This window comes from Actinomyces ruminicola, from assembly GCF_900103885.1.
Taxonomy (GTDB): domain Bacteria; phylum Actinomycetota; class Actinomycetes; order Actinomycetales; family Actinomycetaceae; genus Actinomyces; species Actinomyces ruminicola.
Map to the genome: position 1 here is coordinate 561,127 of NZ_FNIM01000001.1, position 19,968 is coordinate 581,094.

The window sequence follows — 19,968 nt, forward strand, 5'->3', positions numbered from 1 at the left end:
CAACCCATAGTTTCATTATGAAACCGAAGTAAAACGGCGCAACCACGTAGGGCCCCAAAACAGCGCCCAGGCCCTCCACCGTGAAAGTGGTCACGGATGGACACTTTTTCCTCTCGGCACGTCACCCCGGACAAGCTCCGCGAAGGCATCGTCGGCCGAGGCCGAGCGTTCGGGGCGGCCCACCGTGTGCCGCCCCGAACGCCATGTCGTTCCCAGCCCCGAACCGCGAGCCTAGCTCAGCCGAGGTTGGCGCTCAGGAACTCCGCGATCCTCTCCCAGGGGATGGCGCCGTTCTCGCCGCCGTCGTACAGGTCGGTGTGAGTGGCGCCGGCGATGGAGACGAACTCCTTGTTGTCACCCTGGAGTCGGGCGAAGGCGTCCTTGCCCATGTAGTAGGAGTGGGCCGCCTCCCCGTGGACGATCATGACGGCGTTCTCGATCTCCTCGATGCAGCCCAGCAGGGTCGCGTTCATGAGGGACGACCCACCAATGACGGCCCACCCGTCGTTTGAGTTCAGGGAGCGGGGGTGGTAGCCGCGGGGCGTCTTGTAGTAGGCGTGGTAGTCCTTGACGAAGTCGGGGGCGTCCTCGGGCAGCGGATCCACCACGCCGCCGGCAAGGGCGTAGGTGCCGGAGCGGTAGTCGGCGGTGCGCTGGGCGGCAACGGTTGCGCGCATCTGGTTGCGCGACTCGGCGGAGTCGGCGGAGTCGAAGTAGCCCTTGGCGGCCACGCGGCTCAGGTCGTACATGGTGGAGGACACGGTGGCCTTGATGCGCGGGTCGGCGGCTGCGGCGGCCAGGGCCATGCCGCCCCAACCGCAGATGCCGATGATGCCTATGCGCTCGGCGTCAACATCCTCACGCACGGACAGGTAGTCGACGGCGGCCTGGAAGTCCTCGATGTTGATGTCCGGGGAGTTCATGTAGCGGGGCGTGCCGCCGGACTCACCGGTGAAGGACGGGTCGAAGGCGATGGTGACGAAGCCGCGCTCGGCCATGGTCTGTGCGTACAGACCGCTGGACTGCTCCTTGACGGCTCCGAAGGGACCGGCCACGGCCAGTGCGGGCAGGGGGCCGCTCGCATCCTTGGGCTTGTACAGGTCGGCGGCGAGGGTGATGCCGAAGCGGGTGTGGAAGGCGACCTTCTCATGGTCCACGGCGTCGGACTGGGGGAAGACCTTGTCCCACTCCTGAGTCAGCTTGAGGTTCTCTGTGCTCATGTCCTGATGCTCCGTTTCTTCGGATCTTATGCGTATCTGTGGCGCTCCGGCACGGTGCCGCGGCGCCTCCGGTATCCAAATTAACCGCGCGGATGAGATGACGCTAATGACTGTTTGTCATACTTGACATTCCATACTGGCATATCATGTTCGACATGGAAATCCGTACGCTGCGCTACTTCGCCGCCGTCGCCCGCGAGGAGAACATGACCCGGGCCGCCACCCAGCTGCACGTGTCCCAGCCGACACTCTCGAAGCAGATGAAGGCGCTGGAGCGGGAGCTGGGGCACAAGCTGTTCGTCAGACACTCCTTCAGCATCGAGCTCACCGCGGAGGGCCGACTGCTGCGGGAGCGGGCCGAGGACCTCATCGGCCTGGCGGACCGCATCGAGAACGACTTCCTCGCCCTGGGCGACATCACCGGCGGCGACCTCTATCTGGGACTGGCCGAGTCCTACCAGGTGGGCCTGCTCGCCCGTCAGCTCAAGCTCCTGAAGCAGGAGTGCCCCGGACTCCACTACCACATCACCAGCGGCGACACCGAGCAGGTAACGGAGAAGCTGGACCGGGGCCTGCTCGACTTCGCCGCCATCGTGGAGGAGCCCGACGGCGAACGCTTCAGCCGGTACGAGGCCCTGCCCCTGCCCGTGGCGGACAGGTGGGGCGTGGTCATGCGGCGCGACGACGCCCTGGCCGGAGAGGCTGCCATCACCGTGGAGGACCTGGTAGGGCTGCCGCTGTTCTGCTCCGAGCAGTCCTGGTCCCGGGACATCCCCGCCTGGGCCGGAGGGCGTATGGCGGACTTACACCTGGAGGGCACCTTCCGCCTGCCCTACAACGGCTCGGTGTTCGCGCGCGAGGGCCTGGGCTACCTGCTCACCTTCGACCGCCTGACCGACACGAGCACGTCCAGCGGCCTGGTCTTCCGGCCGCTGGCCCCGGCGCTCGAGTCCCGGATGTATCTGATCTGGCGCCGGCAGCAGGCCCTCTCCCCCATCGCTGAGCGCTTTCTGACCCGGCTGCGGGCCTCACTGGCCGACGACGGCACGGACGCCGGCCGAGGGAACAAACGCGACGGGAATGACTAGTACTTCACTGTCCCTGCAGACATCAGCACCTCCCGTCGCGACCGACACCGGCAGCTCACCGCGAGCCACCCAGACGGCTCCCCCGAGCGCATAGTGTGCCGTGCTCCGGTTGCAGCACGTCACTTGTGCCGGTCTCGCCGAGGAGCGATCTCCCCACTGCCACGTATCAGGAACTGGGTGGGAATCACAATGTGCTCCGGCGCCGGCCGCTCACCCTCCAGGCGGAGGAACAGCCGCTGCGCAGCCACCCTTCCCATGCGCCGCGGGTCCTGCCGCACCACCGTCAGCGCGGGCTGGAGCATGTCCGCCAGCGGCAGGTCGTCGAAGCCGACGTGCGCAATCCGGTCACGCAGACCCAGCACGTGCAGCGCGTGCAGTGCCCCCTCGGTGAGCAGATTCTGCCCACTGAAGATCGCCGTGGGCGGTTGCGGGCCGTTCATGAGCTCAAGGACAGCCCGCTCGGACGCAGCCGCGCCCACCAGCCCCGAGACGAGGACCGCACCATCGGCGTCGGCACCGAACTGCTCGAATGCGGCGGAGAATCCCTCCCAGCGCTCCACCGCGGTGGCGACGTTGAGGCGCTCTGTCAGCAGGGCGATGCGGGTGTGCCCGCGCTGGAGCAGATGCAGCGTTGCCCGCTTCGCGGCGGCCCGGGTGTCGCTCGTGACCCTGTCCGCCTCCACGTTGTGCGGGGCGCGATCCACGAAGACAATCGGCACGCCCAGGTGCAGCACGCGTTCGAGTGCGGCGCCGTCCACCGTGGTGGTGTTGACAATGATGCCGTCCACGTGGCGCCTGATGGAGTCCTCAACCGCCGCCACCTCGCGCACCGGCTCCTCGTCCAGGCTGGAGGCCAGCACCGCGACGTCGTGCTCGCGTGCCACGTCCTCCACCCCGCGGTGCAGTTCTCCGGCGAAGGGATTGTCGACGCTGCCGACCAGCAGCGCGATCGTACGCGTCGCCCCGCCGGGCCGCCGCAGGCTGCCCGCCCGCAGATCCACGTGGTAGTCCAGCTCCCGCACCGCGTCCCACACGCGCTCGGCCGTGGCGTCGGCGACATTGGGCTCACCGTTGACGACGCGCGAAACCGTCTTGACCCCTACCCCCGCCAGGCGCGCGACCTGCTTCATGGTGGCGCGCCGCTGCACCCCAGGCGTCGAACCGGCTGACGAGTATGACCCCACTGTCTCCTCCCCAATTCTCGAAACGCACTTGACCCGAACGGGAACCAACCGTACCATCGGACTCGCGATTGACATCGTTGTCAGTACTGGAACGCCGCCACTTGGCAGCGCTCCAATAACCCAACCCCAACAGTCGCCCCGGCGGCTCTCCCACCCGCGCCCGCAGCGTCGAGCGCGGACCACGAAAAGCAATGGAGCAGATATGGCACCACCACGGCCACCACGCCTGAGACTCATAGACGTCTCCAAGTCATTCCCCGGAGTGCAGGCGCTCAGCGGCGTTTCCTTCGACCTGCTCCCCGGCGAGGTGCACGCCCTCGTGGGCGAGAACGGCGCCGGGAAGTCCACGCTGGTAAAGATCCTCACCGGCATCCACCCGGACTTCGAGGGCACCTACGAGTACGACGGCGCCCCCGCCGCCTTCCACTCCATCCGTGACGCACAACAGGCCGGCATCGCCATCGTCCATCAGGAACTGAACATGATGGCCGACCTGACCGTGGCACAGAACATCTTCATCGGTCGGGAGTCCTCCTCCCTGCTGATCTCCGACCGCGCACTGAACCGGCGAGCCCGGGACCTGCTCGCGGAGCACGAGGTCGACGTCGACCCGCGGACCCTGCTGCGCGACCTGTCGGTCTCCAAGGCACAGTTGGTGGAGATCGTGCGCGCACTGTCCTTTGAGTCCACCAGGGTACTCATCCTGGACGAGCCCACGGCGGCGCTGTCGGAGGCCGAGAGCGCCGAACTGCTTCAGCGCGTGAAGCGCCTGCGCGACCGCGGCGTGGCGATCGTGTACATCTCCCACCGCATGCACGAGGTCATGGCCGTAGCCGACCGGATCACGGTGCTGCGCGACGGCACCCACGTCGGCACGCTCACCGCCGCCGAGACGAACCTCGATCAGATCATCGAGATGATGGTCGGGCGCCAGGTGGTCAACACCCCGAAGACCCGCTCCGAGGTGGCACCGGACGCACCCGTCGTCATGCGGGCCGAGCATCTGGCCTCCGGCGACGTCAAGGACGTCTCCTTCACCCTGCATCGTGGCGAGATCCTCGGCTTCGCCGGACTCGTGGGAGCGGGCCGCACCGAGACCATGCGGATCATTGCCGGCGCGGATCGCCCCACCTCCGGGAGGCTGGAGGTCAACGGCACCGAGGTGTCTTTCCGCCGCCCCAAGGACGCGATCCGGGCGGGCATCGCCTACCTGTCCGAGGACCGCAAGCGCTTCGGCCTGGTCACCGGCCTGTCCGTCTCGGACAACACGGTGCTGGCCTCCTACGACGCCTTCACCACCGCGACGGTCGTGCACGAGCGCGCGGTGCAACGGGCGACCCGCAAGTACGTGGACATGCTGCGCATCAAGACCCCCTCCACCCGCCAGCGCGTGCGCAACCTCTCCGGCGGCAACCAGCAGAAGGTGGTTCTGGCCAAGTGGCTGCTGCGCGACGTCGACGTGCTCATCTTCGACGAGCCGACCCGCGGGATCGACATCGGTGCGCGCGCAGAGATCTACCAGCTCATGCGCGACCTGGTGGCGCAGGGCAAGTCGATCATCCTCGTCTCCTCCGACCTCGATGAGGTCCTCCACCTGTCCGATCGCGTGGTCGTCATGCGCGAGGGACGCAAGACCGGAGAGCTCGACGCCTCCGAGGCAACACAGATCAAGATCATGGAACTGGCCACCAAGCAGGAAGCAGGTCGTGCAGCATGAGCACTAACGTCACCAAGAACAACCCGCTGCGCGCACTACCGATGCAGCAGCTCATGGCGCTGGCCGCGCTCGTGATTCTGTACGCATTCTTCGCCGTATTCGGCAACCACTTCCTGTCCCCCAGCACCTTCGTGTCGATCCTCGACTCCTCCTACTACATCGGCTTCCTGGCCATCGGCATGACCTTCGTGATCATCACCGCAGGCATCGACCTGTCCTCCGGGACGGTCATGGTCGGCTCCGCCCTGGTAGGGGGCGTGGCCTACAACGTCTGGCACCTGCCGATCGGCCTCGCGCTGCTGGTGGTGCTGGCCACCGGGATCGCCTTCGGCATCGGCAACGGGATCCTGGTCGGCTTCCTGCACATCCCGCCGTTCATCGCCACGCTCGGCATGCAGTTCGCCTCGCTGGGCCTGTGCGCGGTCATCGCCCAGGTGCAGACGCAGACCTACCCCAGCCTCACCTCCGAGGACGGCTGGTTCAAGACGGTCCTGTACAAGGCCGGAAACCTGCCCGTGGGCATCCTCTGGCTGGCCGCATTCTTCGTAATCGCCTGGTTCATCCTCACCCGCACCAAGCTGGGCCGCTACACCTACGCCATCGGCTCCAACGAGGAGGCCGTCGAGCTGTCGGGCGTGGTGGTCTCCCGCTGGAAGTTCTGGGTCTACGTGCTCAACGGCTTCTTCTGCGGGCTGGCCGGCGTCATCTACGCGGCCACCTTCTCCTCCATCACCCCACAGACCGGCAACGGTCAGGAGATGTACGCCATTGCCGCCTGCGTCATCGGCGGCACCTCCCTGGCGGGAGGCGTCGGCTCCCTGTGGGGAACCATCATCGGCGTCTTCGTCATCTCCGTACTCAAGACCGGGCTGCTGTCCATGGGACTGCCCGTGCAGTGGCAGCAGGTCCTGATCGGCGTCGTCGTGGTGCTCGCGGTGCTGCTCGACGTCATCCGCACCCGCCGCGCCGGCCGCGCCTGACCCCAACCTCCGCATTCCACCGCCCCACCCCATGAAAGGAAACCACACCATGGCCATCACCCTCACCCGCAGGTCCGCTCTGACCGCGGCGCTCGCCTCCGCCTGCTCGCTCTCACTGCTCGCCGCGTGCAGCGACGACGGCGGTTCCGCGAGCTCGGACGGCAAGATGAAGGTCATCATCATCTCCAAGAGCTACCAGAACCAGTTCTATCAGGCCGCCTTCAAGGGCGCGCAGGACGCCGCCGACGAGCTCGGCGTGGACCTGGAGACCAACGGCCCCGACGCGGAGAGCAATGTCTCCCAGCAGGTGGAGCAGCTCGCGTCGGCGGTCAACCAGCGGCCGGCCGCCATCGCCCTGGCGGCCTGCCAGCCCGACGCCGTCCAGGACGCCCTGGTGAACGCCAAGAACCAGAACATCCCGGTGATCGGTTTCGACTCGGGCGTGCCCGACGACGCCTCCGGTGCGGTGCTGGCAACGGCCACGACGGACAACGAAGTGGCCGGCGGCAATGTGGCCACCAACCTCGCCGCCAACACCGACTTGCAAGCCGCCCTGGCCTCCGCGAGCGCCGACTCACCCGCCGTCATCGGCGTGCTCGCGCAGGACTCGACCTCCGGCTCAATCGTCCAGCGCGTGGACGGCTTCACCGCCACCCTGGTCACCGAGTTGGAGAAGCTCGACGGCCTGGCAGGTGCGGTCGACATCTCCGGGCAGCAGCGCTGGACCACGCCGTCCTCCAACCCCGCCAAGGTCAAGATCGTCGTCACCGTGCCGCCCACCACCAGTCAGGCGGACATCCAGTCCGCCGCCACCTCGATCCTGTCCACCGATGGCCTGGTGGCGCTGTTCGCCGCGAACCAGGACGCGGTCAACGGCGTCATCAGCGCCACCGCGGACGCCTCCCAGCTGGACCGCGACTCCGGCCGGTACAAGGATCTGCTGGTAGTCGGCTTCGACGCCGGCACCTCCCAGAAGGACGCCGTGCGCTCGGGCGCCTTCCTCGGCTCGGTCACCCAGGACCCCTACCAGATGGGGTACCAGGCGGTCGCCCTGGCAGTGAAGGCTGCCAACGGAGAGAGCGTCGAGGACGTGGACACCGGCTCGCACTGGTACGACTCCTCCAACATCGACGACGAGGACATCTCCGTGCTGCTGTACGACTGACCGGTTCCTTGACGGCGCGGCGGCCGGGCGGCAATGCGCCGTCCGGCCACCACGTGGTTTCCCCGTAGGCGGCCACCGCCCGCGTCTTGGAGAGACTCCCACCTACTCGACAAGCAAGTGCAGCTCTCCTGCGGCGTTCCGGTGAATCCGCCAGGTGATGGAGGTAGTGGCCTCCACCAGGGCTGCGTCGTGGGAGACGAGCAGCAGCGCCCCCGGGAATGCCGCCAGCATCCGCTCCAGCGCCCGGATGGAGCCGAGGTCCAAGTGGTTGGTGGGCTCGTCCATGACAATGAGCTCCGGGCGGTCGAGGACGCCGAGCGCGAGCATGAGCTTGCGCATCTCTCCGGGACTGACCACCTCCCCCTCCAGGACCCGCTCCGGAGAGGAGTTGAGCCTGGCCACGATCGACAGCACCCGACCGCGTTGTTCATCGCCGAGCCCCGCCAGGCGCGCCAGCGTCGCCTCCTGCACCGCCCGGTCGGGCTCCTGGGGCACGTACAAGCACGCAGTGCCGTCCGGCAGACGCTCCAGCAGGGTGCGGACGAGCGTGGTCTTGCCGGTGCCGTTGTCACCCACCAGCGCCACATGGTCGCCACTGTCCAGGTGCAGCGCCGGGGTGCGTAGCGTCGTCGTCTCCTCCAGGGACAGCGTCAGCGGCCCGGTGCGCAGCAGCACCGGCCGACGGCTCGGGGCGGCGTCGACCCACACGTCGGCGTCGTAGCGCTTGTCGATCCTGATGGCCTCCAGCGCGGCGTCGGCGCGGGCGAGCCGGGCCTCCATGCGGGAGGCGAGGCGCCCGGCCTTGCCGTCCTGCCCGGTGACCACGGCCAGTCGGCGGCGGAAGCGGGCGTCGTTGTCGTGCTTGGCGATGTTGCGGCCGGAGCGGCGGGAGGCGGTGCGGGAGGCCTCCTCGCGCCGCCGCTGGGTCTCCCGGGCCAGGCGCCTCTGCTCGCGCCGGGCCTGCTCGCGCTGCTGGACGGCGAACTCCCGCTCCTGCTCGGCCTGGTCGGCGGCCCGCGTGTATCCGCCCGGGCGCATCACACCGGTGCCGGCGGTCATGAACAGGCACTGGGTGCACAGGGCGTCCAGCAGGGCGCGGTCGTGGGAGATGAGGACGCCGACGCCGCCGAAGCGCCCCAGGGCGGTGCGGATGGCCGCGCGGGCGGCGGCGTCGGCGTGGTTGGTCGGCTCGTCCACCACCAGCACGTCCGGTTGCTCCCACAGGGCACAGGCGATCTGGACCAGTTTGCGCTGGCCGCCCGAGAGCGCGTCGTAGCGCCAGGCCCAGTCGTCATCGACGCCGAGGTCGCGCCGCAGCCGCATGGCGACCTCGTCGTAGGCGCAGGCGAAGTCCATCAGCGTCGGCGGCGGTGCGGTGGCGTCCTGGGCGCAGTAGTGGGTCACCAGCTGCTGAGACTGCGGGAACAGCGCGCCGGCGTCAGGTGCCAGCTGGCCGCAGGCGATGCGGGCGAGGGTGGTCTTGCCGCAGCCGTTGTCGCCGACGACGCCGGTCCAGCCGACCGGGAAGGCGGCGGTGACGCCCACCAGTGCCGGGGCGGCGGCGCCGGGGTAGGTGTACTCGATGGCGGAGAGGGTCAGTTGCATACGGGCCTCCTTTGGATTGGGAGACCGTGCGGCGGTGCAGGCTGCTCTCGAGGTGCGTTCCGACTAGGCCGTCCTCATGGACCACCACCAGTTGGCGCGACGCGGGGACGGCACCTATATCCGCCGCCATCGCGGGGATCGGGGATGCGGCTGGTCGGTATGGAGGTCAGCGATGCTGCACCCCGGGCACGGCCTCATGGGTGGGATCTGTTCCGTGCGTCCGTGGGGCATCGCTACTTCCTCATGCGCCCGACGTTACCGACCGCGCGCGCCTTCGTCCAGGCTTTCCACGGATACTGCGCCCGCCCGGTGGCCTCTCGGGCGGGCGCACCCGCAGTTGCCGCTACTTGAGGACGGCGGTGCCGGCGAGCGGCTTGTCGCCGGGGCGGGCGAGCGGGCCGACCAGCTCGTGGGGCTGGTAGGGCTCCTCCAGGTAGGCGACCTCCTCGGCGGTGAGCTTCAGGTCCAGGGCGCGCACGGCGTCGTCGACCCGGCTGGGCCGCGAGCAGCCGACGATCGGCGCGGCCACGCCCCGCGCCCAGTGCCAGGCCAGCGCCACATCCGCCATGGGCACGCCGTGCTTCTCGGCGGTCTCGGCGACGCGCGCCACAATGGGCATGTCGATCTCGCGGTCGCGGTCGTACTTGGAGCGCATGGTGGCGTCCGTGGTGGAGCGCACCGAGTCGGAGTCCCAAGTGGGGCGGGTCAGGTGGCCAGAAGCGAGCGGGCTGTACGGGGTCAGCGACATGCCGTACTGCTGGCACACGGGGATCAGCTCGCGCTCGTCCTCCCGGTAGAGCAGGTTGTAGTGGTTCTGCATGGAGGCGAAGCGGGTCCAGCCGCCCGCGTCGGCGGCCAGCTGCAGGTTGTGCAGCTGGTAGCCATACATGGCCGAGGCGCCCAGGGCGCGGACCTTGCCGGCCTTCACCAGGCCGTCCAGCGCCTCCATGGTCTCCTCGATCGGGGTGTCGTAGTCGAAGCGGTGGATGATGTACAGGTCCAGGTAGTCGGTGCCCAGGCGCCTCAGGGTGCCCTCGATCTCACGGTTGATCGCCTCCCGGCACAGGTGTCCCTCATTGAAGTAGACCTTGGAGGCGAGTACCACGTCCTCACGCTTGACGCCGAGGTTCTTCAGGGAGGCGCCGATGAACTCCTCACTGGTGCCACGGGCGTAGACGTTGGCGGTGTCGAAGAAGTTCACCCCCAGCTCCAGCGCGCGGGCGATGACGGCCTGGGTGGCGTTCTGGTCGATCACCCACTGGTGGAAGTCGGGGAAGACCTTCCCGAAGCTCATGCCACCGATGCACAGGCGGGGGATGGTGATGTCCGTGGTTCCGAGCTTGGTGTACTCCATGTGCGGTTCTCCTTAACAGTTCGGTGGCGCGCCAGGTACGCGGGACGACGACGCCGCTGCCGTCCTACCGCCCAGCCTGCCCCGGAACCGGGGCGCGCAGCCAGGACCTGACAGATCCCCCATGCCGGCGAAACCGCTAGGCGCGAGCCTCCGCGGCGGCGGCCAGGTAGGCACCGGTACGGGAGTCGGGGCACGCCATCAGCTCTGCGGGCGTGCCGGTGAAGAGCACCTGCCCACCCTCGCTGCCGCCGGCGGGCCCCATGTCGATGACCCAGTCGGCCTGGGCGATCATTTCCAGCCGGTGCTCGACGATCACCACAGTGTTGCCACCGTCGACCAGTTGCCGCAGCAGGGCCAGCAGCTCGGCCAGGTCATTGTTGTGCAGGCCGGTGCTGGGTTCGTCCAGGATGTAGACGTTGCCGCGCTTGTGCAGCTCGCTGGAGAGCTTGACCCGCTGGACCTCGCCGCCGGACAGCGTGGAGGTGGGCTGCCCGAGCGTGAGGTAGCCGAGTCCGACGTCGGCCATGGTGCGCAGCGGGCGGCGCACCCGCTCGTCGTCGAAGAAGCTCAGGGCCTGCTCGATGGTCAGGGCCATGACCGTCTCAATGTTCCTGCCCTTGTAGGTGTAGCTCAGCGCAGTGGGGTTGTAGCGGTGTCCCCCGCACTCCTCGCAGGGGACCTCTACGGGTTCGGCGAAGGCCATGTCGTAGGTGACCTTGCCCTTGCCCTTACAAACCAGGCAGGCACCCTTGGAGTTGAAACTGAACCAGCCGGCGCCCACACCGTTGGCGCGAGCGAACAGCTTGCGGATCTCGTCCATCGCCCCGGTGTAGGTGGCCGGGGTGGACCGGATGGAGGTGCCAATGGGCTTCTGGTCGATGGTGATCGCCTCGGGGCGGCGGGCGGCGAGCTCATAGGTGGCCAGCGAGCTCTTGCCGGAACCTGCCACCCCGGTGACGGCAGTGAGAACGCCCTTGGGGATGGTGACGTTCACGTGTTTGAGGTTGTGGCAGTGGGCGTCGGTGATCTCAAAGCCCTCGCTCCAGGGAAGCGGGGCGGGGTTGATCTCCACGGGCCGACGCAGGGCCCGGGCCGTAGCGGTATCTGCATCGGCCAGGCCGGCGAGATCCCCCTGGTAGACGATCCTCCCGCCGTGCTCGCCGGCTGCCGGGCCGAGCTCGATGATGTGGTCGGCGAGCTGGAACATCTGGCGGCTGTGCTCGACGATCAGCACGTTGTTGTGCCGCTCGCGCAGGCTGATCAGGAGGCGGCCTATGCGTTCCGCGTCGGCCGGGTGCAGGCCAGCGGTGGGCTCATCGAAGATGTAGGTGATGTCCGCCAGGCTGCTGCCCAGGTTGCGGACCATCTTGATGCGCTGCGCCTCTCCGCCGGAGAGGGTGTCCGTGCGCCGTGAGAGCGAGAGGTAGCCGATGCCGACGTCGACCATGCGCTCGAGGTAGGCGGTGATCTGGGCAGCCAGGGAGGTGCCGCGCGGATCGCAGATCCGCCCCAGGATGGGGATCAGGTCGCGCACCGGCAGATCAGACAGGTCCACGATGTTGTGCCCGTTGATGCGGGAGGCGAGCGCCTTCGGGTTCAGGCCGGTGCCGCCGCAGGCCGCACACGGCCCCTGGTGCACGTGCGCGCGGATCTCCTCCTGCAGGCTCTTGCGGAGCTTGGAGATGTCGCGGTTCAGGTAGAGCCTGTTGAAGCGCGGGATGACGCCCTCGTAGTCGACGGTGTCCACCCGGCCGGTGTTGTTGGAGCGGATCTCCACCTTGAGCGGCTGCGGGGAGCCCTCGCGCAGTGTGCGCCATTCCTCGGCGGTGAAGTCGCGCAGCTTCTTGTGCGGGTCCAGCAGCGGGTTAGCCTGGTAGAGGTAGGTCTGCCAGCCGGAGGAGAACTGGCTGAAGCGGATGGCGCCCTCGGCAAGGGTCTTGTCGACGTCGAAGAGCGTGTCCTCATCGAGCACCAGCCGCTCCCCCAAGCCGGTGCACTCCGGGCACATCCCCAGAGGATGGTTGAAGGAGTAGGCCATGGAGCCGCCGGCGCTGGGCTCGCCCACGCGCGAGAACAGCAGACGCATCAGTGGGGCGACGTCGACGGCCGTGCCGACGGTGGAGCGGGCGCTGGTACCGACCGGCCGCTGGTCGACGACGATCGCCGGGGTCAGGTTGCGCAACTCGTCAGCCTTGGGACGCTCGTAGTGAGGCTTCTTGTTGCGCAGGTACAGCGGGTAGGAGGACTGCCACTGGCGGGCGGACTCGACGGCGAGCGTGTCGAAGGCAAGGGAACTCTTGCCCGAGCCGGAGACGCCGGCGAACACCACCAGCCTGCCCTTGGGGATCGTTACGTCGACGTGCTTGAGGTTGTTCTCGGCGGCGCCGATGACCTCGATGCTGTTCGCGGCGGGATCATGCGCCATGGTCAAGTACCTCCTCGCGTTCGAACTCGCTGTGCAGCGCATCCAGGAACTCATTGCGCAGGGCCACGTAGCGCTCCGCCCGTTGCAGGCCCATGGCGGTTACGGCCTGCTCCTCCGCCCTGATGAGCCGCTCCACGGTGGAGCGCGCGAATGCCTCCCCGGCGGGCGTCAGTTGCACGTGCTTGCGGTTGTGCGTGCCCGGTATCGGCTCCAGTCGCAGGTAGCCGCGCTTGACCAGGGAGAAGACCGCGGAGTTGATGGTCTGCTTGGGGAACATCATCAACTCGATGAGCTCGTGCTGGGTCAGGGGCGTTTCCGCGATCCGGATGAAGTAGAGCACCCACATGGCACACTCCGAGATGCCGAAGGCCGCCGCCGCCTGCCGGTAGAGGGCGGCGAACTGCTTGTCCTGCCTGCCCATGGTGTCCAGGTATTCCCTGGCGCCGCCACCCATGTCGGCCTCCCGTTCATGTCGCCCCGAGCGCAGTTTCCGAAATCGGACACTACCATGAGGCGCCTACTTTCAGATACTCACCATCACCTCCCACATCGAGCAACACTCCAACATGTATGCAGTGCCGACCTAACGGCGGGTCCATCCGGATTGCAGAAGTCGAGCGCCGACTCGTCTCCACCGCATCCTGCACCTCTACGACTCGGTCAGCGATCCGCTGCGGTCATGGCGGTGCCAGATCTCATCGGCGCGCGCCGCCAGGCACTCGAGCCTCCGCGCCAGCGCGGCCATCTCCTCCAACGACAGGTCTGCATAACAGGTCGCATTCCACGCATCGACCACCTCGTGCATGCGCACCGCAGCCGCCCGCCCGCGCTCGGTGAGAAACACCCTGTAGGCGTGCAGTGCGGTCGTATCGCGCTCGCGGCGCACGTACCCGTCAGCCTCCAAGGCGGCGACTATGCGCGCGACATTGCCCGCATCTAAGGCCCCGCGGTCCGCCACAGCGGTCTGCGTGATGCCGTCCTCGGTGTCCAGTATCCGAATGACGGCCTGCTTGCCGGACCCAAAGCCTTCCCCGGCGAGTTCGCGCGACACATAGGAGAAGGTACGCCGGTAGAGCATGGCCACCGCCGCGTCGATGCGATTGCCCAGGGCGTTGGCCGGTGTCGGGACATATGTCTCCATGTCCGAATCTCCCCTCCGTATCCCCGGCGCAGTCGGCAGCTCCATCAGACCGACCAGCCGCCGTCGGCGATGATCGCCTGCCCGACCACGAATCCCGCCGCCGGACTGGCGAGCCACACTACCGTCTGCGCGATCTCGGCGGCTCGTCCCATGCGGCCGACCGGGATCGCGTCCACGATTGCGCGAATATGCGCGGGTGCATCAGCGGCGGCGCCGGCCACCATAGGCGTGTCACAAGTACCGGGGCATACCGCGTTGACCCGTATTCCCCGAGCGGCGTACTCAAGCGCAGCCGACTTGGTCAGTCCCAGCACCCCGTGCTTACTCGCCGTGTAGGCACCGATGGTGGGAATGCCGCGCAGTCCGCCTTGCGATGAGCAGTTGACGATCACTCCCCGCGAGCCGGAGGCGTCGGGCGCCTGCTCCCGCATAACACGCAGTTCGTGTTTCGTGCAGAAGAATGCGCCGTAGAGATTGATCTTCATCACCCGATCGAACTCCTCGGCGGGAAGGTCAGCAAGTTCCCGGTGTTCGGACTGCACTCCGGCGATGTTGGCGGCAATATCCAGCCTGTCGAACAGCTCCACGGCGGTACCGACAGCGGCCTCGACCTGTTCCTCGCTGGTCACGTCGCAGGATACGGCCGCCGCCCTGCCACCGTCCGCCGTGATCTGTTCCGCCAGGGCGCGAACTGCTTGCACCCGAATGTCTGCTAAGACAACAGCCGCACCCTCGCGAGCGAAGGCCTCCGCACAGGCCCGGCCGATTCCCGAGGCCGCCCCGACAACGAGGGCCGTCGCACCCTCCAATTCCGCGTTCATGCCGTTCCTCCCCAGCGCGCCCTTGCCACGAATGCTTCTCAAGCCTAGGCTGGTGAACTATAATGTTGCAACCGCAAGATAGCCGCTCACCACACCTTAGAGACAGGAGCGCCTGGACATGACCACAATGACTCGCAACGTTGCCGTGCTGGGGGCTACCGGCAAGCTCGGCTCCGCACTGTCGCGCGCGATCCAGGCGGACCCCGCGCTCAACCTGACACGGGTCGCGCGGCGGGCACCCGAGAACCAGGAGGGATCGCGCTTCCTGTCCGCAGACGTCGGCGACATCGACGCGCTGGAGCACGTGCTCACGGGCCAGCACGCGGTGATCTGCGCAATCCCCGGGAGCGACCTGCCCCGAATTGCCGAGAATCTCGTTACCGTCATGGATCGGCTCGGCATCAAGCGGCTGATATTCACCGGCGCAGTCGGCATCTACAACGAGATCTCCGCACCGGACGGCATCCGCCATAACGTCGCCCATGAGCCGAAGCAGGTGCCTAATCGCGACGCCGTCGGCATCGTTGAGGCCAGCGACCTCGACTACACGATCCTGCGGCCGGGTTTCCTCCGGGACGGCGATGCCGACGACGTGGTGCTCACCCCCAAGGGCGCGCCCGTGGCCCGTTATCACACCACCATTCCCTCGGTCGTCGGGTTCGTCATGAACCTGCTTAAGGACGAGACGACTCACCTCCACGAAAGCATCGCCATCACCCGCAAGTGAACAGGAGCAGAGCACATGCAGACCATCACCTTGAACAACGGTGTCGAGATGCCGATCATCGGCTTCGGCACCTATCAGATCACCGATCCCGCCGAGTGCGAGCGCTGCGTGGTTGAAGCCGTCGCGACAGGCTATCGGCTCATCGACACCGCGCAGGCCTACGGCAACGAGGAGGCGGTCGGCGCCGGCATCGCGCGCTGCGGTGTGCCGCGCGAAGAACTCTTCATCACCACCAAGCTCTGGTTCCGCAACTACGAGCGCGACTCCTCGCTGGCGTCATTGGAGGCATCCCTGCGCCGCCTGGGCACCGACTACGTGGACCTGGTCCTGCTGCACTGGCCATTCGGCAACACCTATGCCGCGTGGCGCGCACTCGAAGAGCTCCAGCGGGACGGGCGGACGCGCGCCATCGGCGTGTCCAACTACGCGCCCAGCCAGCTGATCGACCTCATCGAGTTCAACGAGGTCGTGCCCGCCGTCAACCAGGTGGAGACGAATCTGCTCGCCCAGCAGAACGCTCTTCATGAGCTCATGGCTGACAAGGGTATCGCCCACCAGGCGTACGCGCCCTTCGGGCAGGGCCGGGCGAATGAGATGTTCAACCTGCCCGAGGTGACCGCGGCTGCACGGGCGCACGGCAAGACGCCGCGCCAGGTGGCGCTGCGCTTCATGATTCAGCGCGGCATCGGCGTCATTCCCAAGTCGACTCACGCCGAGCGTATGGCCGAGAACCTGGACGTGTTCGACTTCGAGCTGACCGGGGCCGAGATGACCGCCCTCGCCTCCATCGACACCGATCGTCCGATGATCGGCAACCCGCAGGATGCGACGCTCGCCGCGTCGGCCATCACCTGGTGACGGGCACTGCGGAGCCCGTCACCCGGCGGCGGGCTCTGCGGCGTCGCGGATGCGCAGGCTCATCGCGCTGGCGAAGACGCACATGGCGATGTCGATCGTCCAGATGGCCACATAACCGCCGGTCGCATCCACAGCACGGTGGCGGATTTCGGGAACAACGTTCCCGAATTTGACCGGCTCTTCGTGTTTGAGGGTGCGGCGTGGCGCCTCCTCCAACCTCGCCGGTGTTTGGCAGTGCGAAGGAACCCGTCCCCCAGCTGCCAGGGAAGGCGTGTCCGACAGCCGCCCTGTGCCCCTGGGGGCCAAACCCCGCGTTGTGGACGAGCCCACCGCAATCTCGGCCTGAACTACCACGCCCTCAAACCGGAAGCGCCGGTTATGGTCCAGGACAACGTTAACAATCCCTTGAAAACCAGCCCCTCAAGCAGTATCCGATAGCACAGCAGCGCCAATCGCGAAGGAGCAGGACGTGGGCATGATCAACGCTGCCCTGAGTAACAAGCGTGCCACCCCCGACGCATCGGTCCACCGCTACAGCCTGGAGACCGCCGAGCGCGCACGTGCCTAGTGCCGCAGCCTCCCGGAGTACCGGGAGACGCCGATGATCAGCCTGGATCACTTGGCTGCGCATTTGGGTGTCTCCTCGCCGTACGTCAAGGATGAGAGCAGTCGCTTCGGGCTCAACGCCTTCAAGGTCCTGGGCGGCAGCTACGCCATGGGGCGCGTGCTCGCGCAGCGCCTGGGCCAGGAACTGTCCGAGCTCCCCTACCCCGTGCTCACGAGCAGCGATACCCGTGAAGCGCTCGGCACGCTCACCTTCGTGACCGCGACGGACGGAAATCATGGGCGCGGCGTGTCCTGGACGGCTAACCGCCTCGGCCACAAGAGCGTGGTGTACATGCCCCGGGGCAGTGCACGGGAGCGGCTGGAGAACATCCGCGCCCTGGGCGCCGAGGCCTGCATCACCGACCTGGTCTATGACGACGCCGTCCGGCTCGCCGCCGCGCACGCCCAGGAGCGCGGCTGGATCCTGGTGCAGGACACGTCCTGGCCCGGCTATGAGCAGATCCCAGGCTGGATCATGGAGGGCTACACCACCATGGGGGCGGAAATCATGGAGCAGCTGGGCGGCGTCCGGCCTACGCACGTGTTCCTGCAGGCGGGCGTGGGCTCGATGGCGGGCGCAATGGCCGCATTCCTAGCCGACTGCTATGGGCTGGAGCGACCACTGATCGCGATCGTGGAGCCGGACGGGGCGGACTGTCTGTACCGCACCGCGGCCGCCGACGACGGGCGGCTCCACGCGGTCAAAGAACCACAAACCATCATGGCGGGACTGTGCTGCGGGGAGCCCTGCGGCATCGGCTGGGAGATTCTGCGCCAGCACGCCGACGCCTTCCTCGCCGTCCCCGATGAGGTCGCGGCAACCGGCATGCGCATCCTGGGTAATCCGCTTACCGGCGACCGGCCGATCATCTCCGGCGAGAGCGGGGCCGCCTCGCGGGGCACCGTCACCGAGCTTCTGCGGAGGGACTGCTATGCCGACCTGCGGCGCGACCTGCGCCTCGGGGCGGACGCGCGGGTCCTGTGCATCTCCACCGAGGGCGACACGGACCGGGACAACTACCGCCGAGTGGTGTGGGACGGCCGCTACGCGAGCGCGTAAGCGGTCAGTGGCGCAAGCAGGCCAGGGGGATGACGAGCACGCCGTCGTCACGCCGGTAGGCGGTGGCGCCCGCGGTGATCACGGCGAGGAAGGAGGGCTCCCCCATGCGGGCTGTATCCACGCGATCGCGCAGCCGCCGCAGGTGGGCGGCGGCGTCGTCGAGTTGGCGCGAACCGAGCTTCACCTCCAGCGGCGCCCACCGTCCGTCGGCGAGGACAACGACGGCGTCGGCCTCCAGCCCGGTCTTGTCACGGTAGTGGAAGAGCGTCCCGTCGTTGGCCTCGGCGTAGACCCTTAGGTCGCGCACGCACAGCGACTCGAACTGCAGTCCGAAGGCCTCGAAGTCGCGCAGCAGGTCGGCCGGCGCCCACCGCATGACGGCCGCACCGATTGACGGGTCCACGAAATGACGCGTCGGGCTGGTTCGGATTGCGGTCTTCGAACGCAGCGCGGGAGTCCAGGCGGGCAGGTCCTCAATCACGTAGGCACGCGACAACGCGCCGAGGTAGTCGCTGACGGTGTTGGGCGCCATGGTGGCATCGTCGACGGCGAGGTCCGCGGCGATCGTGGCCTGCGCGGCCCGGGTGGAGACGTGGCGGGCGTAGGCGCGCATGAGTGCGCGCATACGCGTCGAGTTGCGGGAGACGCCGTCCATGCGGGCGACATCGGAGTCGATCAGGCCCTCTACATAGTTGCGCGCCAGGCGTCCGGGCGACGCCGTCGCACCTGCGGTGACGGCGGCGGGCCAGCCGCCGCGGCACAGAATCCGCGCTATGTCTTCCACGTCTAATGCGCTGACACCCGCGACCTCCGCCTCCCCATCGAAGAGCGCCCGCAGGGACACCTGCCCGGTGGACTCCTCCGACTCGAAGAGCGCCATGGTCCGCATGACGAGGGTAGCGATCCGCCCAACGCCGGAGTGCGCGCCCTGGGCGGTCGGCGCGGCCGAGCCGGTGAGGATGAACTGCCCGGGCTCCCCGCGGCGGTCGACGGCGAAGCGGACGGCGTCCCACAGCTGTGGCGCCATCTGCCACTCGTCAATGAGCCGCGGAGTGGCCCCCTCCAGCAGCGCGGAGGGCTTGGCATCCGCGAGAGCGATGTAGGACTGGCTGCGATCGGGATCCTGCATGTAGATGACGCTGCCGGCCTGCTGCAGGGATGTGGCGGTCTTGCCGCACCACTTCGGACCCCTGACCTGCACGGCACCACTAGTTGCTAGGGCGACGGCGAGCAGGTCATCTGCCACACGCGGCAGATAACGCATCAGTTCCTCCTCCGGCTTGCGAAACCCGCATGTCTCCGCCTCTAAGCCTAGCCGATTGCGTGAGTCGGACGGGTTTCATTGCGTGAGTTGGACCGATTCTGTTGCGTCAGTTGGACGGGTTTCGTTGCGTGAGTTGGACGGTGCGGCGCCGCCAGCCGCAGCGATGACGGGCGCCTGCACGAGTCGCCACCTCCGCAGCCCGAGCCGGCGCCGCCGGCCGGGCTGCCGCCCGCGACCTACTGCTCCTTCCAGCGGCGCAGCTGGGGCAGGACCGCACTCAGGTAGGAGACGGCCTCGTCCTCCGTGATGTGCGCGCTCTCGGACACGTACGGTGCGCTGTGCTCAATCAGGTCCTCCAACGTCTCCGGACCGACAAAGGCGCCGTCCTGGTAGCACATGGAACAGTAGTCCTCGGACCTGGTCCCATTGGCCTCGCTGCCGTGCTGCCCCTCCCTTGGAATGGGCATGCCGCAGCTCTGGCAGTGCGGGCCGGGCGGAGCCTCGAGCAGGCGGGTGACCGGCACGTCGAGCGCGGCGGCCAGCAGCTTGCACATGTCGATGCCCGGGGTGGTGGCGCCAGTCTCCCAGCGCGAGACCGCCTGCCGGGTCACCATAACCCGATCCGCGAGCTCCCCCTGAGTCATCCCCCGCGCCCCCCGGACGTCGGCGATGATTTCTCCGATTGTCATGTCGTTCTCCTGTTCCGCGGCACACCAACCGCGCCGCAGCACAAGAACACCACAGAGCCCCGAT

The 19,968-nt window shown here is 67.7% G+C and carries 16 protein-coding genes and 1 pseudogene; 7 read left to right on the plus strand and 10 right to left on the minus strand.

Going from position 1 to position 19,968, the window contains the following annotated elements; all coding sequences use genetic code 11:
* Positions 1-236 precede the first annotated feature (236 nt).
* A complete protein-coding gene (locus BLR49_RS02380; protein ID WP_092532734.1) occupies positions 237-1,220 on the minus strand; it encodes an alpha/beta hydrolase in 984 nt (327 codons plus the stop codon).
* Between the two features lie 155 nt (positions 1,221-1,375).
* Here BLR49_RS02380 and BLR49_RS02385 point away from each other — a divergent pair, with 155 nt between their 5' ends.
* Positions 1,376-2,308, plus strand: coding sequence for a LysR family transcriptional regulator (locus BLR49_RS02385; protein WP_092533416.1), 933 nt, complete (start codon positions 1,376-1,378; stop codon positions 2,306-2,308).
* 119 nt (positions 2,309-2,427) lie between these two features.
* Here the strand turns inward: BLR49_RS02385 and BLR49_RS02390 are convergent, their stop codons facing one another.
* Positions 2,428-3,438: a LacI family DNA-binding transcriptional regulator gene (locus tag BLR49_RS02390; RefSeq protein ID WP_092532737.1), complete on the minus strand. Its 1,011-nt coding sequence runs from the start codon at positions 3,436-3,438 to the stop codon at positions 2,428-2,430.
* A gap of 256 nt (positions 3,439-3,694) precedes the next feature.
* Here BLR49_RS02390 and BLR49_RS02395 point away from each other — a divergent pair, with 256 nt between their 5' ends.
* The 3 genes from BLR49_RS02395 to BLR49_RS02405 are packed head-to-tail and all read left to right on the plus strand — an operon-like array spanning position 3,695 to position 7,354.
* Positions 3,695-5,209 carry a sugar ABC transporter ATP-binding protein gene (locus tag BLR49_RS02395; RefSeq protein ID WP_092532740.1) on the plus strand — a complete coding sequence of 505 codons (1,515 nt, stop codon included), beginning with the start codon at positions 3,695-3,697 and terminating at the stop codon, positions 5,207-5,209.
* A complete protein-coding gene (locus BLR49_RS02400) occupies positions 5,206-6,189 on the plus strand; it encodes an ABC transporter permease (protein WP_092532742.1) in 984 nt (327 codons plus the stop codon). The genes BLR49_RS02395 and BLR49_RS02400 overlap by 4 nt, the downstream gene beginning before the upstream one ends.
* Before the next feature lie 49 nt (positions 6,190-6,238).
* Positions 6,239-7,354, plus strand: a complete 1,116-nt coding sequence (locus tag BLR49_RS02405; protein ID WP_176765742.1) for an ABC transporter substrate-binding protein — start codon at positions 6,239-6,241, stop codon at positions 7,352-7,354.
* A gap of 102 nt (positions 7,355-7,456) precedes the next feature.
* Here BLR49_RS02405 and BLR49_RS02410 read toward each other — a convergent pair whose 3' ends face one another.
* The 6 genes from BLR49_RS02410 to BLR49_RS02435 form a co-directional block, all read right to left on the minus strand.
* Positions 7,457-8,959 carry an ATP-binding cassette domain-containing protein gene (locus tag BLR49_RS02410; protein WP_092532748.1) on the minus strand — a complete coding sequence of 501 codons (1,503 nt, stop codon included), beginning with the start codon at positions 8,957-8,959 and terminating at the stop codon, positions 7,457-7,459.
* Between the two features lie 343 nt (positions 8,960-9,302).
* Positions 9,303-10,313 carry an aldo/keto reductase gene (locus BLR49_RS02415; protein WP_092532751.1) on the minus strand — a complete coding sequence of 337 codons (1,011 nt, stop codon included), beginning with the start codon at positions 10,311-10,313 and terminating at the stop codon, positions 9,303-9,305.
* Positions 10,314-10,449: 136 nt separating this feature from the next.
* Positions 10,450-12,738 carry an ATP-binding cassette domain-containing protein gene (locus BLR49_RS02420; RefSeq protein ID WP_092532754.1) on the minus strand — a complete coding sequence of 763 codons (2,289 nt, stop codon included), beginning with the start codon at positions 12,736-12,738 and terminating at the stop codon, positions 10,450-10,452.
* The gene (locus BLR49_RS02425; RefSeq protein WP_092532757.1) at positions 12,728-13,192 is read right to left on the minus strand and encodes a MarR family winged helix-turn-helix transcriptional regulator; all 465 of its coding nucleotides are present in this window, start codon (positions 13,190-13,192) and stop codon (positions 12,728-12,730) included. The genes BLR49_RS02420 and BLR49_RS02425 overlap by 11 nt, the downstream gene beginning before the upstream one ends.
* 195 nt (positions 13,193-13,387) lie before the next feature.
* Positions 13,388-13,879: a MarR family winged helix-turn-helix transcriptional regulator gene (locus tag BLR49_RS02430; protein WP_176765743.1), complete on the minus strand. Its 492-nt coding sequence runs from the start codon at positions 13,877-13,879 to the stop codon at positions 13,388-13,390.
* A 44-nt stretch (positions 13,880-13,923) separates the two neighbouring features.
* Positions 13,924-14,700, minus strand: a complete 777-nt coding sequence (locus BLR49_RS02435) for an SDR family NAD(P)-dependent oxidoreductase (protein ID WP_092532763.1) — start codon at positions 14,698-14,700, stop codon at positions 13,924-13,926.
* A gap of 118 nt (positions 14,701-14,818) precedes the next feature.
* Here BLR49_RS02435 and BLR49_RS02440 point away from each other — a divergent pair, with 118 nt between their 5' ends.
* The 3 genes and pseudogenes from BLR49_RS02440 to dpaL all read left to right on the plus strand — a co-directional run.
* Positions 14,819-15,427, plus strand: coding sequence for an NAD(P)H-binding protein (locus BLR49_RS02440; RefSeq protein WP_092532766.1), 609 nt, complete (start codon positions 14,819-14,821; stop codon positions 15,425-15,427).
* Positions 15,428-15,442: 15 nt separating this feature from the next.
* Positions 15,443-16,285 carry an aldo/keto reductase gene (locus BLR49_RS02445; protein ID WP_092532770.1) on the plus strand — a complete coding sequence of 281 codons (843 nt, stop codon included), beginning with the start codon at positions 15,443-15,445 and terminating at the stop codon, positions 16,283-16,285.
* Between the two features lie 583 nt (positions 16,286-16,868).
* Positions 16,869-17,951 (plus strand): annotated as a pseudogene (gene dpaL / locus BLR49_RS02450) (diaminopropionate ammonia-lyase); the annotation flags it as partial.
* 4 nt (positions 17,952-17,955) lie between these two features.
* Here the strand turns inward: dpaL and BLR49_RS02455 are convergent.
* Positions 17,956-19,215 (minus strand): ATP-binding protein, encoded by a 1,260-nt coding sequence (locus BLR49_RS02455; protein WP_092532773.1) that lies wholly within the window; start codon positions 19,213-19,215, stop codon positions 17,956-17,958.
* Positions 19,216-19,451: 236 nt separating this feature from the next.
* The gene (locus BLR49_RS02460) at positions 19,452-19,904 is read right to left on the minus strand and encodes a zinc ribbon domain-containing protein (RefSeq protein ID WP_092532776.1); all 453 of its coding nucleotides are present in this window, start codon (positions 19,902-19,904) and stop codon (positions 19,452-19,454) included.
* Between the last annotated feature and the right edge of the window lie 64 nt (positions 19,905-19,968).

What these genes read in the sequence shown, in the direction of transcription:
- BLR49_RS02380 (WP_092532734.1), bottom strand. Translation starts at nt 1,220, where the DNA reads ATGAGCACAGAGAACCTCAAGCTGACTCAGGAGTGGGACAAGGTCTTC.
- BLR49_RS02385 (WP_092533416.1), top strand. Translation starts at nt 1,376, where the DNA reads ATGGAAATCCGTACGCTGCGCTACTTCGCCGCCGTCGCCCGCGAGGAG.
- BLR49_RS02390 (WP_092532737.1), bottom strand. Translation starts at nt 3,438, where the DNA reads ATGAAGCAGGTCGCGCGCCTGGCGGGGGTAGGGGTCAAGACGGTTTCG.
- BLR49_RS02395 (WP_092532740.1), top strand. Translation starts at nt 3,695, where the DNA reads ATGGCACCACCACGGCCACCACGCCTGAGACTCATAGACGTCTCCAAG.
- BLR49_RS02400 (WP_092532742.1), top strand. Translation starts at nt 5,206, where the DNA reads ATGAGCACTAACGTCACCAAGAACAACCCGCTGCGCGCACTACCGATG.
- BLR49_RS02405 (WP_176765742.1), top strand. Translation starts at nt 6,239, where the DNA reads ATGGCCATCACCCTCACCCGCAGGTCCGCTCTGACCGCGGCGCTCGCC.
- BLR49_RS02410 (WP_092532748.1), bottom strand. Translation starts at nt 8,959, where the DNA reads ATGCAACTGACCCTCTCCGCCATCGAGTACACCTACCCCGGCGCCGCC.
- BLR49_RS02415 (WP_092532751.1), bottom strand. Translation starts at nt 10,313, where the DNA reads ATGGAGTACACCAAGCTCGGAACCACGGACATCACCATCCCCCGCCTG.
- BLR49_RS02420 (WP_092532754.1), bottom strand. Translation starts at nt 12,738, where the DNA reads ATGGCGCATGATCCCGCCGCGAACAGCATCGAGGTCATCGGCGCCGCC.
- BLR49_RS02425 (WP_092532757.1), bottom strand. Translation starts at nt 13,192, where the DNA reads ATGGGTGGCGGCGCCAGGGAATACCTGGACACCATGGGCAGGCAGGAC.
- BLR49_RS02430 (WP_176765743.1), bottom strand. Translation starts at nt 13,879, where the DNA reads ATGGAGACATATGTCCCGACACCGGCCAACGCCCTGGGCAATCGCATC.
- BLR49_RS02435 (WP_092532763.1), bottom strand. Translation starts at nt 14,700, where the DNA reads ATGAACGCGGAATTGGAGGGTGCGACGGCCCTCGTTGTCGGGGCGGCC.
- BLR49_RS02440 (WP_092532766.1), top strand. Translation starts at nt 14,819, where the DNA reads ATGACCACAATGACTCGCAACGTTGCCGTGCTGGGGGCTACCGGCAAG.
- BLR49_RS02445 (WP_092532770.1), top strand. Translation starts at nt 15,443, where the DNA reads ATGCAGACCATCACCTTGAACAACGGTGTCGAGATGCCGATCATCGGC.
- BLR49_RS02455 (WP_092532773.1), bottom strand. Translation starts at nt 19,215, where the DNA reads ATGCGTTATCTGCCGCGTGTGGCAGATGACCTGCTCGCCGTCGCCCTA.
- BLR49_RS02460 (WP_092532776.1), bottom strand. Translation starts at nt 19,904, where the DNA reads ATGACAATCGGAGAAATCATCGCCGACGTCCGGGGGGCGCGGGGGATG.